Here is a 13,951-nt window from a genome sequence, read left to right as displayed (position 1 = left end):
CGTGTTACAGGTTGCCCCGCTTCTCCTGCTCCCGCTCGATCGCCTCGAACAGCGCCTTGAAGTTGCCCTTGCCGAAGCCCATCGAGCCGTGCCGCTCGATGAGTTCGAAGAACACCGTAGGACGGTCCTGGACCGGCTTGGTGAAGATCTGGAGAAGGTACCCGTCCTCGTCGCGGTCGGCGAGGATCTTCAGCTCGCGGAGGGTGTCGACGGGGACGCGGGTGTCGCCGACCCACTCGCCGAGGGTGTCGTAGTAGGAGTCGGGGGTGTCCAGGAAGCGCACCCCGGCCGCGCGCATGGTGCGTACCGTCTGCACGATGTCGTTGGTGTTCAGCGCGATGTGCTGGACGCCCGCGCCGCCGTAGAACTCCAGGTACTCGTCGATCTGCGACTTCTTCTTCGCGACGGCGGGCTCGTTGATCGGGAACTTGACCTTGAGGGTGCCGTCGGCGACGACCTTCGACATCAGGGCGCTGTACTCGGTCGCGATGTCGTCGCCCACGAACTCCTTCATGTTCGTGAAGCCCATGACCTTGTTGTAGAAGCCGACCCACTCGTTCATGTGGCCGAGTTCGACGTTGCCGACGCAGTGGTCGACGGCCTGGAAGGTGCGGTGGGCGGGGGCCTCGACCAGCGGCTCGGCGGGGGCGAAGCCGGGGAGGTAGGGGCCGTCGTAGCCGGTGCGCTCGACGAGGGTGTGGCGGGTCTCGCCGTAGGTGGCGATCGCGGCGAGGACGACCGTGCCGTGCTCGTCCTTGACCTCGTGCGGCTCGACGAGGGAGCGGGCGCCGTGCTCGACGGCGTACGCGTGGGCGGCGCGCGCGTCCGGCACCTCGATGGCGAGGTCGACGACACCGTCGCCGTGCTCGGCCACATGGCGGGTGAGGAACTCGCCCCACGGGGTGGCGGGCTTGATGACGGAGGTGAAGACGAAACGGGCGGAGCCGTTGGTGAGGACGTACGAGGCGGTCTCGCGGCTGCCGTTCTCCGGTCCGGAGTAGGCGACCAGCGTCATGCCGAAGGCCGTGGAGTAGTAGTGCGCGGCCTGCTTGGCGTTGCCCACGGCGAAGACGACCGCGTCCATTCCCTTGACCGGGAAGGGGTCGGCCTGCCGGGCGGTGTCGGGAGTGTGGTGTGTGGTCTGCGTCATGTCCGCAGGCTCCCCCGCCCTGGCAAGGTGCGCAATAGTTTGCGTATCCGCTGGGCAGTCTGTTCAGCGGTACGACCGTTTCGGCGGGCTTTCTGTACAGGATGACCACCCTCGGAGGCGGGCCATGGGGATCGATCGACTGGACGGCCGGATCATCGTGCTGCTGGCCGAGGAGCCGCGCATCGGGGTGCTGGAGATGTCCCGGCGGCTGGGGGTGGCCCGGGGCACGGTGCAGGCACGGCTGGACCGCCTTCAGTCGAATGGAGTCATCCGGGGATTCGGCCCGCAGGTCGATCCGGCGGCGCTCGGCTACCCGGTCACGGCGTTCGCGACGCTGGAGATCCGGCAGGGCCAAGGCCCGGACGTCCGGGCCCACTTGACGACGGTCCCCGAGGTCCTCGAACTGCACACCACCACCGGCAGCGGCGACATGCTGTGCCGCCTGGTCGCCCGCTCGAACGCCGATCTCCAACGGGTCATCGACCGGGTTGTCGGTTTTGATGGCATTGTCCGGGCCGCCACCGCGATCGTGATGGAGAACCCCGTTCCGCTGCGGATCATCCCGCTGGTGGAACAGGCGGCGGAAGACCGGGAGAGGACGACCTGGCCGACGTAGGGGTGTGGGCATGTGAGCTTCTGGGAGTACGTGGGCAACCGGCACCAGCAACTGCTCACCGACGCCTATCAGCACGCCAGCGCGGTCTTCCAGTGCATGGTCGTGGCCACGCTGATCGGGGTGGTGATCGGGGTCGTCACGTATCGGAGCGAGTGGGCGGGCAACCTCGCCACCACGACCACGTCGACCATTCTGACCATTCCGTCGCTCGCCATGATCGGTCTGCTCATTCCGATCGTGGGGCTCGGCGTTCCGCCCACGGTGATCGCTCTGACGCTCTACGGCCTCCTGCCGATCGTCCGTAACTCGATCGTGGGCCTGCGCGGGGTCGACCCGTCACTGGTCGACGCGGCGAAGGGCATCGGGATGTCCCGGCTGATGCAGCTCGTGCGGGTCGAACTGCCGCTGGCCTGGCCGCCGATCCTCACCGGCATCCGGGTCTCCACCCAGATGCTGATGGGCATCGCGGCCATCGCGGCGTACGCCTCCGGGCCCGGCCTCGGCAACGAGATCTTCCGCGGCATCGGATCGCTGGGCAGCAAGAACGCCCTCAACCAGGTGCTCGCGGGCACGCTCGGGATCATCATCCTGGCGCTGCTGTTCGACGCCGCCTACGTCCTTCTCGGACGGCTGACCATTCCCAGGGGGATCCGTGCCTGAGCCAGCAGCCACCACGACCTCCGGTGCCTCCATCGAACTGGAGAACCTGACCAAGAAGTACCCGGGCACCCCGCAGCCGGCGGTCGAGAACGTCAACATGGAGATCAAGGCGGGCGAACTCGTCGTCTTCGTCGGGCCGTCCGGCTGCGGCAAGTCGACCACGCTCAAGATGATCAACCGGCTGATCGAACCCACCGGCGGCCGCATCCGCATCGACGGCGAGGACGTCACCGACATCGACCCGGTGCGGCTGCGCCGCAAGGTCGGCTACGCGATCCAGTCGAGCGGGCTCTTCCCGCACATGACCGTCGCCCAGAACATCGCGCTGGTCCCGAGGATGATCGGCTGGTCCAAGTCCCGGATCAGGGACCGGGTGGAGGAGATGCTCGACCTGGTCGGCCTCGACGCCGGCGAGTTCCAGGGCCGCTATCCGCGCCAGCTCTCCGGCGGACAGCAGCAACGCGTGGGCGTGGCACGGGCGTTGGCGGCCGATCCACCGGTCCTGCTGATGGACGAGCCGTTCGGCGCGGTCGACCCGATCACCCGCGACCACCTCCAGGACGAGCTGATCAGGCTCCAGCACGAACTGCACAAGACGATCGTCTTCGTCACCCACGACTTCGACGAGGCGATCAAACTGGGCGACCGGATCGCGGTGCTGCGCGAACGCTCGCACATCGCGCAGTTCGACACCCCGGAGGCGATCCTCACCAACCCGGCGGACGACTTCGTGTCCGGGTTCGTGGGCGCCGGTGCGGCCCTGAAGCGGCTGAACCTGACCCGCGTACGGGACGTGGAGATCACCGACTATCCGACGGTCACCGTCGACGACCCGCTCCAGGACATCTTCGACCGGCTCCGCGAGAGCGGCACCAACGAGATCCTGCTGCTCGACAAGCGCGGCCGGCCCTACAAGTGGCTGCGGCGCGGCGACATGATGCGCGCCAAGGGCTCGCTCGCCCGGGCGGGCACGCTGGTCAGCGACACGGTGACCCGGGACGCGACGCTCCGGGACGCGCTGGAGGCGGTGCTCACGGACAACGCGGGCCGGGTCGCGGTCACCGGGCGGCGCGGCGAGTACACCGGGGTCGTCGACATGGAGACGCTGATGAACTCCGTGCACGAACTCCTGGAGGCCGACCGGCTGGAGGCGATGGAGGCCCAGCACGAGCTGGAGGAGGCCCGGGCCCTCCAGACGCACGCCGAGCAGGAGGGCGCCGGAGGGGAGGAGCCGGCGTGACCACCACCCCCGAACTGGAGGAAGAGGAGACGCCGGCAGCCGCGCCGCCGACTCCCCCGAAACGCCGTATCACCTGGCAGAAGCTGACGATCCTGCCCGCGTTCCTGGTGGCGGTCCTGCTGGCGACCTGGCTGTGGTTCAACCAGGCCCACCTGGACTCCATTTCGGAGAACGCCCTCTCCAACGGCCAGGTCGGCAAGGCCCTGTGGCAGCACGTGCAACTCACCGTGATCTCCACGTTCTTCGTGCTGATCATCGCGATCCCGCTGGGCATCCTGCTGACCCGCGGATCGTTCAGGAAAGCGGCCCCGGTCGCGATGACCTTCGCCAACATGGGCCAGGCCACTCCGGCCATCGGCCTGTTGGCCCTGCTGGTGATCTGGCTCGGCACCGGCGAGAAGGCGGCCCTGATCGGCATCATCATCTACGCCGTCCTGCCGGTCCTGTCCAACACCATCGCGGGCCTGAAGGCCAACGACCCGACGCTCCTCGAAGCCGCCCGGGGCATCGGCATGTCCCAACTCGGCGTCCTGGCAAAGGTGGAGCTGCCCCTCGCGGTCCCGTTGATCCTGGCCGGCGTCCGAACGGCCCTGGTCCTCAACGTCGGTACGGCCACCCTGGCGACCTTCGGCGGGGGCGGCGGCCTGGGCGTCCTGATCACCACCGGCATCACCACCCAGCGGATGCCCGTCCTGGTCCTCGGCTCGATCCTCACCGTCAGCCTCGCCCTGCTGGTGGACTGGCTGGCCTCCCTCGCCGAACTCCTGCTCCGCCCAAGGGGATTGGAGGCCGGAGCATGAAACCCACCTGTCTCCTCCTCGCCGGGACCCTGGTCGTCGTCGCCGGCTGCGGACTGACCAGCGGCTCCCCCATGGTCGACGACGTCAGCCCCGGCACGGTCGGCCGCGGCGAGCCCCTCAAGGGCGCCCATCTCACCGTCACCTCGAAGGAGTTCACCGAGCAGCTGATCCTCGGCGCGATGATGGGCATCGCCTTCGAGGCGGCCGGCGCGGACGTCCTCGACCGGACCGGCATCCAGGGCTCCATCGGAGCGCGGGAGGCCGTCAAGTCCGGTGACGCGGACGGGATGTACGAGTACACCGGCACCGCGTGGATCACCTACCTCGGCAACAGCAAGCCGATCACCGACCCGCTGAAGCAGTGGCAGGCGGTACGGGACGCGGACCTCAAGAACGGCATCACCTGGCTGCCGCCGTCCGCCCTCAACAACACCTACGCCCTCGCCATGAACCAGGCCAACTTCAAGAAGTACGGCACGAGGACGCTCTCCGAGGTGGCCGCGCTCGCGAAGAAGAACCCGGGCGCGGTGACGCTGTGCGTGGAGAGCGAGTTCGCCAACCGCGCGGACGGCCTGCCGGGCATGGAGAAGGCGTACGGCATGAACCTCCCCGCGAAGAACATCACGCAGATGGACACCGGGATCATCTACACCCAGGTGAAGAAGGGGAGTTGCACCTACGGCGAGGTCTTCACCACCGACGGCCGCATCAAGTCGATGAACCTCGCGGTGATGGCCGACAACAAGAAGTTCTTCCCCAACTACAACGCGGCGCCCGAGATCAACACGAAGGCGCTGAAGAAGTGGCCGGCCATCGCGAAGGTCCTGGACCCGGTGACGAAGAAGCTGAACAACACGGTGGCGCGGACGCTGAACGCGAAGGTGGACGTCGACGGGGAGGATCCGCATCAGGTGGCGCTGGACTGGATGAAGGCGGAGGGGTTGGTCAAGTAGGGGTGGTGGGGGGCGAGTCACAAAGGGTTAGTTGCAAAGAAGTGGTTGCAAGGACTTCTTTGCAACGGTAGCTTTGTGGGCATGCAGGAGCACGGAGAACGGAAACGACGCCACCTCGACGCCCGCTCGCTGCGCGGCCTGGCACACCCGCTGCGGATGCAGCTGCTGGACGCGCTGCGGAACAGCGGCCCGGCCACGGCGTCCCAACTGGGCGCCAGGCTGGGCGAGTCCAGCGGCGCCACCAGCTACCACCTGCGCCAGCTCGCCGCGCACGGGTTCGTCGAGGACGCCCCCGAGCACGGCAAGGGCCGGGAGCGGTGGTGGCAGGCGGTGGACCAGGGAATCGTCTTCGACACCGACGCGTTCGAGGACGCCGGGCCCGAAGTCCGGGGACTGGCCGAGGTGTTCCTGCACGAGGTCGCGAACACCCACTCCCGCGAGCTGATCACCTGGCTCAACGGCCGTGGCAACTGGGCCGAACCCTGGTCCCGCGCCTCCGACATGAGCGACGCGACGCTACGGCTGACACCCGACCTGGCCGCCGAACTCATCGGCAGGATGCGCGACCTGATCGACGACTACCGAAGCCGTGTCCCCGACAAGGACACCCCGGAATCCGAGCAAGTGCGCGTCCACACCCACCTGTTCCCCATCGAGACGGACTGAGAGGCACAGCCATGTATCCGCACAGCCAGCTCGCACAGCAGCACATCGCCGAACTCCACGCCCAGGCCGACGCCCACCGTCTCGCCGCCGACGCCAAACCGCCGCGCGAACTCCGTACGCGCCTCGGCTGGACGCTCGTAGAACTCGGTCTGCGGCTCGCCTCGGCGCCCGCCGGGACGAAGCCGGCGCTGGTCTAGCAGCTCGGTACCGAACCCTTACCCGTCTCCAGCGCCTCCAGGGCGGACACCGCGCCCTTCAACGAGGTCACCGGAACCAGTCGTAGCCCCTTGGGGAGTTCCGACTTGGCGTCCGAGCACTCCGCCCTCGGCACCAGGAACACCGTCGCACCGTCCCGTCGCGCGGCCTGGGTCTTGAGGGCCACTCCCCCGACCGCGCCGACCGTCCCGTCCGTGCCGATCGTCCCCGTACCGGCGATGGTGCGGCCGCCCGTGAGGTCGCCGCCGCTGCCATTGCCGTCGAGCTTGTCGATGATGCCCAGGGTGAACAGCAGGCCCGCGCTGGGGCCGCCGACGTCCGCGAGCTTCAGCGTGACCTTGACCTTCTTGTCGCTGAGGTGCAGATAGTCGAGCGCGGCGGTGGTCGCGTCGTTCTGCGACTCCTGCATCTGCTCGGTGTTGTGCTGCTCGATCTCCTTGACGCTGTTGCCGCTGGGGTAGACCGAGTCGCGGGGCATGACCGCCCGGTCGGTGCGGAACCAGCTGTCGATCACGTCGCTCAGCGAGACGTGCTGATCGGGTCCGGTCGCCTCGATCGTCGTCATGCGCAGCTGACCGCTCGTCTTCCGCACCGGCGCCCCGGCGATGGTGATCACCGGGGTGCCCTTGTTCTCGCCGAGGACGTTCGCGGTCAGACCGGGCTGTGCCAGCGAGAACGGCAGCGGCGCCAGACCCGCGGTGGCGAGCAGGGCCACGACGGGCAGGGCGCAGACGGCTACGGCCTGGGGGCGCGTGAGGCGAGAGAGGAGCACGGGATCAATCTAACGCGACGGTCAGTACCGGCCGGGAGCCGGTCAGGTCAGCTCCGGTCCGGTCATGGCGCGAGGGGTCGCTCGCAGACCGGGAGCCGGTCAGCTCCGGTCCGGTCCGGTCATGGCGCGAGGGGTCGCTCGCAGACCGGGAGCCGGTCAGCTCCGGTCCGGTCCGGTCATGGCGCGAGGGGGCGCTCGCGGGCCGGGAGCCGGTCAGGTCGCAGGGGGGCCGGCGCGTGTATCGCCCTCCCCCCTGCCCACCTCGATTCAGCGCAGCGCCTCCGCGACCTCGCGGGCCGCGTCGACCACCCTCGGCCCGACCCGCTCCGGTACCGCGTCCGCCAGCATCACGACGCCGACGCTGCCCTCGACGCCGGTGACGCCCAGCAGGGGAGCGGCCGCGCCGCTCGCTCCGGCCTCCAACTCGCCGTGCGTCAGGGTGTATCCGGGTTCGTCGGCGGCCTGGTGCCGGGCGGCGAGGATCGCGCGGCCCGCGGCTCCCCGGTCCAGGGGGTGGCGGAAGCCGGCGCGGTAGGCCACGTGGTAGTCCGTCCAGGTCGGCTCGACCACGGCGACGGCGAGGGCGTCCGCGCCGTCGACCAGGGTGAGGTGAGCGGTGGCCCCGATGTCCTCGGCCAGCGAGCGCAGCGCGGGGAGCGCTGCTTCCCGTACCAGGGGATGCACCTGGCGGCCGAGCCGCAGCACGCCGAGTCCCACGCGGGCCCGGCCGCCCAGGTCACGGCGTACGAGGGCGTGCTGTTCGAGGGTGGCGAGCAGCCGGTACACGACGGTCCGGTTGACGCCCAGTTTGTTGGACAGTTCGGTGACGGTCAGCCCGTGGTCCGTATCGGCCAGCAGTTTGAGGACGCGCAGTCCTCGGTCGAGCGTCTGGGAGGTCTCCGCGGTCACGACGCCCACTCCTTAAGTGGTGAGGTCGGCGGCTCCTCAGCGACGGATGCGTCACCGAGTCCCGTCAGTGACGCGCTTCAGAGGCCGCCGATCGGCGAGGCGGCCCGGCGTGTCCGGGCCCAGTCGCTTCACGGCTGCGCTCCGCGGCGGCGCTGCCACGGGGCGTGTGCGTAGCGGGACACTAGCGAAGCCGGTTCGCTGAGCGGAAGTCTCCGTCCAGAATCCGGGCACCGGCTGGTACGGACCGGTACCCCTTCATGTCGATATGTCTTGACCTGCGGATCAACCCTGCGCAGATTCCGCACAGATGTGCTGAACGGCCGACGGAATCCGTACGGATCTGCTGAGGGGATCACTTCATGCGCGTGGCCCACTCCTGGACCTTCGCGATGCGCTGCCGCAGTTGCCCGGCCGTGGCCTCGGCGCTCGGCGGACCGCCGCAGGTGCGGCGCAGCTCGGTGTGGATGACACCGTGCGGTTTGCCGGTCTGGTGGACGTACGCGGAGACCATGGTGTTGAGCGACTTCCGCAGCTCCATCATCTCCTTGTGGGAGACGACGGGCCGCCGCTCGGCGGGCAGTTCGAGGAGGTCGGCCTCCTCGTCCGGCTTCTTGCGGCTGTGCGCGATCTGCCGGGCCTGCCGCTTCTGGAGCAGCATCTGCACCTGGTCGGGTTCGAGCAGGCCCGGGATGCCGAGGTAGTCCTGCTCCTCCTCGCTCCCCGGGTGCGCCTGCATGCCGAACTCGGCGCCGTCGTAGAGGACACGGTCGAAGACGGCCTCGGACTCCAGCGCCTCGAAGGAGAACTGCTCCTGCTCGCCGGTGTCCTCGTCCTCCTCCCTGTTCGCCTCCTCCATCTCCTTCTCGGACTCGGCGTACGGGTCCTCCTCGCCCTCCTTCTTCGGCTTGTCGAGGGCGTGGTCCCGCTCCACCTCCATCTCGTTGGCGAAGGTGAGGAGGTCGGGGACGGTCGGCAGGAACACGGACGCGGTCTCGCCGCGCCGCCGGGACCGCACGAAACGGCCGACGGCCTGGGCGAAGAAGAGCGGGGTGGAGATGGTGGTGGCGTACACGCCGACGGCGAGCCGCGGCACGTCGACGCCCTCGGACACCATGCGGACGGCGACCATCCACCGGTCGTTGCTCGCCGCGAAGTCGTCGATGCGCTTGGAGGCACCGGTGTCGTCCGACAGCACGACGGTCGCCTTGGAGCCGGTGATCTCGCGGATCAGCTTGGCGTAGGCGCGCGCCGAGTCCTGGTCGGAGGCGATGACGAGGGCGCCGGCGTCGGGGATGCCCTTCCTGACCTCGGTCAGCCGCTGGTCGGCGGCGCGCAGCACGCTCGGCATCCACTCGCCGCGCGCGTCCAGCGCCGTACGCCAGGCCTGGCTGATCGCGTCCTTCGTCATCGGCTCGCCGAGCCGCGCGGCGATCTCGTCACCGGCCTTGGTCCGCCAGCGCATGTTGCCGCTGTAGGAAAGGAAGATGACGGGCCGGACGACGCCGTCGGAGAGCGCGGACCCGTAGCCGTAGGTGTAGTCGGCGGAGGACCGCCGGATCCCGTCGTTCCCCTCCTCGTACGTGACGAAGGGGATGGGGTTGGTGTCCGACCGGAACGGCGTACCGGTGAGCGCGAGCCGGCGCGTGGCCGGCTCGAAGGCCTCCAGGCACGCCTCGCCCCAGGACTTGGAGTCACCGGCGTGGTGGATCTCGTCGAGGATGACGAGGGTCTTGCGCTGCTCGACGCGGTTGCGGTGCAGCATCGGCCGTACGCCGACACCCGCGTACGTGACCGCGACGCCCTGGTAGTCCTTGCCGATCGGTCCCGCGCTGTACTCGGGGTCCAGCTTGATCCCTATGCGCGCGGCCGCCTCCGCCCACTGCTTCTTCAGGTGCTCGGTCGGCGCGACCACGGTCACCTGCTGCACGACGTGGTGGTGCAGCAGCCAGGAGGCGAGGGTGAGCGCGAAGGTCGTCTTGCCGGCACCGGGGGTCGCGACCGCGAGGAAGTCCCGCGGCTGCTCCTGGACATACCTCTCCATGGCCCCCTGCTGCCAGGCCCGCAGCTTGCTCGCGGTGCCCCAGGGGGCGCGGCCGGGGAAGGCCGGGGAGAGGTGATGGGAGGAGGCGGAAGCGGACGAGGAGGCGGCGGTAGTAGTCACGGTCTCCGGGTTCGTGGGTAGGGCTGCTCGGCTACGTATGACAACCGGGCCACCCTACCGGCGGCCCGGCGGTGTCAACGCGCGGACGACGCCGGGGTGGCGGGGGTGGGACTGACGTCACACCGGCTGTCCGGCGAGACCGCGCAGCGCCTCCGCGATCACCCCCACGTCGCCCTCCTCCCCCGAGGCCACGTCGATGACCAGGTCGTATGCCCTGTCCTGGTCCACCCCGGCGAGATCGACCCCGTTCACGGCGAGGAAGGCCGCGGCGGCGAGCCACGCGGTGCGTTTGTTGCCGTCGACGAGGGGGTGGTTCGTGGCGAGGGCGTGCAGCAGCGCGGCGGCCTGCTCGTACAGGTCCATGTAGGCCGCCGTCCCGAACATCCGAGCCCGCGGCCGATGCACCGCCGAGGCGAACAGCCCCGGCTCCCGCACCTCGGGCACCCGCCCGCCGAACGCGATCCGCGCGATGTCGACGACTTCCCCGACGGTGAGATGCCGGCGGTCGGTGGGCCCGGTGTTGTCCGGGTCGGTGGCCGTGATGCCGTCCGGGTCGGTGGGGGTGATGTCGTCCGGGTTCGTGGCCGTGATGCCGTCCGGGTCGGTGACCGTGGTGTCGTCCGGGCCGGAGGCACCGGTGTCGTCCGGGCCCGAGGCGGCCTCGATGTCGTCCGGGTCGGTGGACCCGGTGTCGGTCGAGCCGGAGGCGGCCGTGATGCCGTCCGGGCCCGAGGCACCGGTGTCGTCCGGGCCGGTGGCCGTGATGTCGTCCGGATCGGTGGACCCGGTGTCGGTCGAGCCGGAGGCGGCCGTGATGCCATCCGGGCCCGAGGCACCGGTGTCGTCCGGGCCCGAGGCGGCCTCGATGTCGTCCGTCATTCGCCGAGCCTCCTCAACAATTCGGCGTGCGCGACGGCAAGCCGCTCGGCAGCCGCCCGCACCGGGGCGCCCGCTTCCTCCAGATACCTGGCTACGGCGTCCCGCGCGAGGGCCTCCGGCGGTCGGCCGGTGGCGTCGGCCAGGTCGTCGAGGGCCTGCTGGAGGGCGGGGTCGAGACCTGGCTGGGGCTGGTCAGGGTGCTGGGAGGTCGGCTGGGGCATGGGGTGAGGGTATGGGGAGGGCTCACCGGCGGGCGACGGGATATCGCGGGAAGGCCGGCCTACGGCTCAGCGCTCCTCCCGGTCATCCTTCAACGGCACCGCACCGCACCGGACCGCACCGAGCGCCGCCACGCGAGGTCACCGCGATTCCGTCCGCACCCGGGTCGCCACCCACGCCCCCGCCAGCGCCACGACCGCCATCGGCAGGAACACCGCGGCGAAGGCGGCCGGATGGGACCCGGTGCCGCTCGCGGAGCCGACCGTGTGCCCGACCGTGCCGCCGCCCAGCGCGCCGAACGCGGCCCCGCCGATGGAGAGCAGCACGGCGTTCGAGAGTCCGTCGGAGATCTGCAGCGCGGCCGAGTTGGTGCCGGCCTCCGCCGGGGCGGACAGCTGGAGGAGCAGCACGCTGGTCGACGAGGTCACCAGCCCCATCCCGAAACACCCGAACGCCCACGCGACGGCGACGATCCACACGGGCACGGAAGGGATGAGGACGCTCGGCGCCCCGGCGATCGCGGCGGCCACCAGCACCATCCCGAAGGTCATCAGCCGTTCCCGGTACGGTTCGAGCCCCGCCCGGGACTGCACCCACGACCCGACCGCCCAGGTCCCGCCGCCCGCCGCGAGCGAGAACCCGGCCAGCGTCGGCGACAGCCCCCGCTGCGTGACGAGCATCAAGGGCACGAAGGACTCCGCCGAGATGAACGACCCCGCGGCCACCCCGCGCAACAGCACGACGGAGGGCAGCCCGCGCGCCGCCCGGTACGTCCCGCGCGGCAGCAGCCCGAGCACGGCGGGCACGAGCAGCGCGACACCGGCGACGGCCGGGATGAGCGAGACCCACCGCAGATCCTGGGCGGCGTACTGCACGAGCCCGGCGCCGAGCGAGATCCCCAGAGCGAGCCGGATACGGCGCCTGTCGAACGGCACGGGTGACGCACCCGGCGAGGACACGGGCCCGGCCGCCCGCCGCCGTATCTGCGGCAGCGCGAGGGCCAGCGGGAACACCACGAGCACCGGAATCCCGACGAACACCCATCGCCACCCCAGCTGCTCGGTCACCGCCCCGGAGGCCAACGGCCCGACGATGGACGGCACGACCCAACCGGCGGCGAACGCGGCCATGATGGCGGGCCGCAACCTCTCGGAGTACGCCCGCCCGACAACGACATACAGGGCGACGATGACCAGCCCACCCCCGAGCCCCTGCACGGCCCGCCCCAGGATGAACACCCACATGGCCTGAGCGGTCCCGGCCACCACCAGCCCCGCCGCGAACGCCCCGATCCCGGTGGTCAACGCCCCGAGCGGCCCCCGCCGGTCCGACCACTGCCCGGCGAACACCATCCCGAACAGACTGGTCGTGAAGTACCCGGAGAACGCGAACGCGTACAGCGACACCCCGCCCAGCTCCCGAGCGGCGACCGGCATCGCCGTCCCCACCGCCGTCGCCTCGAAGGCGATCAGCAGCACGACGGACACGATCCCCACACTGAGCGCCCGATGCGACCGCCCCAACACGGAGTCATGACACTCATCGGCCAGGTCGGAGGCGGTGTGCGTGACATCGGCGTCACGGGGTTCGAGGACGGTCATGCCGGCCAGCGTAAGGTCCACAGCCCGGTTTGACCCCTGTCGGAAGTCGGCCCCCACCTGAGACCTTGGTCGTACGACCGACCCACCAGCGGACCCCATTCATGAACGGCGTATGGCAGTCCCGTTGCACCGCCCCCGGCCCCCTTGTCCGGCCCCACCCCCCGGCCCTACGGTCAACTCACCAAACACGGCCGTGTGCCCGAGTGGTTCAGGGACTCGCCTGCAAAGCGAGTTACGCGGGTTCGATTCCCGCCACGGCCTCCAGCGCCTGACCAGGCAAAGAAAAGGGCGGCACCCCTTCGGGAGTGCCGCCCTTTTGGTCGTCCGTCTCAGTTCCCGTCTCAGTTGCCCGGTCGAGCGCAGGCTCGGCTTGTGACAACCGTTCCGTCCTACCTCCATCTCACGAAGGCATCGTTATCGGTGCCGGAGAGGCGTGGTGTCATCGGGTCGGCATAACCGGGCAGACGGATCTCCGTCCCCTCAGTCAGGGCGGCGAGGAGGTCTCGAAACATGTGCGAAAGGCTGTCCCACACCTTCACCGGGCCTTCCGTGTCCCCGGCGTGCAGCCCGTAGAGGACGTTCCCGAACCGGTCTCCACCACGGTGGTCGACAATGAGCTTGCCTCCGGTGACATCCGTGGCGATCGGAACCCACCGGACGTGGAACAAATACCCGTACACGCCGTCATAGACGTCCCGCAGGCATGGGTCTTCCGCCTCGTTCTCGTCAATCCATCCAGCGATCGCTTCCTCCAGCGATCGTTGACCGGCACTCATTCCATCGGCTCCGTGCAGGATGAACCCGCCGGGGATGATGACGCCGGGACCGTCATGGCCCTTAGCGGTGACCCCGTCGTGACGACCCAACCACTCCGCCAGATGTGCGTGCAGAGGGAACCGCCGGTCAGAGATGGCGTCGATATCGTCCTGCGCTGCGGGTGGGTTCAGGGCGGCGTAGTCCGCGGGCGCGTTGGCCTCCAGCCACGCATCGAGACTGGCGAGGACAGCGCTGAGGTCGTCGGTCATATGACGACTCTATGAATCGGCTGCAAAGCGAGTTACGCGGGTTCGATTCCCGCCACGGCCTCCAGTAGAGCAACCTCCCCTGGC

General features: G+C 69.7%; 15 protein-coding genes and 1 tRNA gene. 8 read left to right on the top strand and 8 right to left on the bottom strand.

Annotated features, from left to right (window positions below):
- Window positions 1-4: 4 nt before the first annotated feature.
- The gene (hppD, locus tag OHT77_RS27750; RefSeq protein ID WP_328831140.1) at window positions 5-1,150 is read right to left on the bottom strand and encodes a 4-hydroxyphenylpyruvate dioxygenase; all 1,146 of its coding nucleotides are present in this window, start codon (window positions 1,148-1,150) and stop codon (window positions 5-7) included.
- A 124-nt stretch (window positions 1,151-1,274) separates the two neighbouring features.
- Between hppD and OHT77_RS27745 the strand changes: the two genes are divergently transcribed.
- From OHT77_RS27745 to OHT77_RS27715, 7 genes are all read left to right on the top strand, one after another.
- Complete coding sequence (locus OHT77_RS27745; protein ID WP_328831139.1) at window positions 1,275-1,766, top strand: Lrp/AsnC family transcriptional regulator; 492 nt, start codon at window positions 1,275-1,277, stop codon at window positions 1,764-1,766.
- Between the two features lie 12 nt (window positions 1,767-1,778).
- Window positions 1,779-2,426 carry an ABC transporter permease gene (locus OHT77_RS27740; protein WP_328831138.1) on the top strand — a complete coding sequence of 216 codons (648 nt, stop codon included), beginning with the start codon at window positions 1,779-1,781 and terminating at the stop codon, window positions 2,424-2,426.
- Window positions 2,419-3,666 (top strand): betaine/proline/choline family ABC transporter ATP-binding protein, encoded by a 1,248-nt coding sequence (locus OHT77_RS27735; RefSeq protein WP_328831137.1) that lies wholly within the window; start codon window positions 2,419-2,421, stop codon window positions 3,664-3,666. Before OHT77_RS27740 ends, OHT77_RS27735 begins: the two co-directional genes overlap by 8 nt.
- On the top strand, window positions 3,663-4,466 hold the full coding sequence (locus OHT77_RS27730; protein WP_328831136.1) for an ABC transporter permease: 804 nt from the start codon (window positions 3,663-3,665) through the stop codon (window positions 4,464-4,466). Before OHT77_RS27735 ends, OHT77_RS27730 begins: the two co-directional genes overlap by 4 nt.
- Window positions 4,463-5,419 carry a glycine betaine ABC transporter substrate-binding protein gene (locus OHT77_RS27725; protein WP_328831135.1) on the top strand — a complete coding sequence of 319 codons (957 nt, stop codon included), beginning with the start codon at window positions 4,463-4,465 and terminating at the stop codon, window positions 5,417-5,419. Before OHT77_RS27730 ends, OHT77_RS27725 begins: the two co-directional genes overlap by 4 nt.
- Before the next feature lie 81 nt (window positions 5,420-5,500).
- Complete coding sequence (locus OHT77_RS27720; RefSeq protein ID WP_328831134.1) at window positions 5,501-6,085, top strand: ArsR/SmtB family transcription factor; 585 nt, start codon at window positions 5,501-5,503, stop codon at window positions 6,083-6,085.
- Window positions 6,086-6,096: 11 nt separating this feature from the next.
- On the top strand, window positions 6,097-6,282 hold the full coding sequence (locus OHT77_RS27715; RefSeq protein ID WP_328831133.1) for a hypothetical protein: 186 nt from the start codon (window positions 6,097-6,099) through the stop codon (window positions 6,280-6,282).
- Here OHT77_RS27715 and OHT77_RS27710 read toward each other — a convergent pair.
- The 6 genes from OHT77_RS27710 to OHT77_RS27685 all read right to left on the bottom strand — a co-directional run bounded on the left by OHT77_RS27710 (window position 6,279) and on the right by OHT77_RS27685 (window position 12,842).
- Window positions 6,279-7,073 (bottom strand): S16 family serine protease, encoded by a 795-nt coding sequence (locus OHT77_RS27710; protein ID WP_328831132.1) that lies wholly within the window; start codon window positions 7,071-7,073, stop codon window positions 6,279-6,281. The two genes, OHT77_RS27715 and OHT77_RS27710, sit on opposite strands and share 4 nt — an antisense overlap.
- Before the next feature lie 267 nt (window positions 7,074-7,340).
- Window positions 7,341-7,982, bottom strand: a complete 642-nt coding sequence (locus tag OHT77_RS27705) for an IclR family transcriptional regulator (RefSeq protein WP_033286087.1) — start codon at window positions 7,980-7,982, stop codon at window positions 7,341-7,343.
- Between the two features lie 352 nt (window positions 7,983-8,334).
- Complete coding sequence (locus OHT77_RS27700) at window positions 8,335-10,143, bottom strand: DEAD/DEAH box helicase (protein ID WP_328831131.1); 1,809 nt, start codon at window positions 10,141-10,143, stop codon at window positions 8,335-8,337.
- A 117-nt stretch (window positions 10,144-10,260) separates the two neighbouring features.
- Complete coding sequence (locus OHT77_RS27695) at window positions 10,261-10,686, bottom strand: type II toxin-antitoxin system death-on-curing family toxin (RefSeq protein WP_328834359.1); 426 nt, start codon at window positions 10,684-10,686, stop codon at window positions 10,261-10,263.
- 332 nt (window positions 10,687-11,018) lie between these two features.
- Window positions 11,019-11,243, bottom strand: a complete 225-nt coding sequence (locus OHT77_RS27690; RefSeq protein ID WP_328831129.1) for a hypothetical protein — start codon at window positions 11,241-11,243, stop codon at window positions 11,019-11,021.
- Between the two features lie 138 nt (window positions 11,244-11,381).
- Window positions 11,382-12,842: an MFS transporter gene (locus OHT77_RS27685; RefSeq protein WP_328831128.1), complete on the bottom strand. Its 1,461-nt coding sequence runs from the start codon at window positions 12,840-12,842 to the stop codon at window positions 11,382-11,384.
- 189 nt (window positions 12,843-13,031) lie between these two features.
- Here OHT77_RS27685 and OHT77_RS27680 point away from each other — a divergent pair.
- A tRNA-Cys gene (locus tag OHT77_RS27680) sits at window positions 13,032-13,106 on the top strand.
- Window positions 13,107-13,231: 125 nt separating this feature from the next.
- Here the strand turns inward: OHT77_RS27680 and OHT77_RS27675 are convergent.
- Entirely contained in the window at window positions 13,232-13,867 is a 636-nt protein-coding gene (locus tag OHT77_RS27675; RefSeq protein ID WP_328831127.1) for an SMI1/KNR4 family protein, read from the bottom strand.
- Window positions 13,868-13,951 lie beyond the last annotated feature (84 nt).

The sequence above is a fragment of the Streptomyces sp. NBC_00252 genome (genome assembly GCF_036187565.1).
GTDB lineage: Bacteria > Actinomycetota > Actinomycetes > Streptomycetales > Streptomycetaceae > Streptomyces.
The sequence above is the reverse complement of the archived record's forward strand: the minus strand, read 5'-3'. Positions and strand labels throughout refer to the sequence as shown.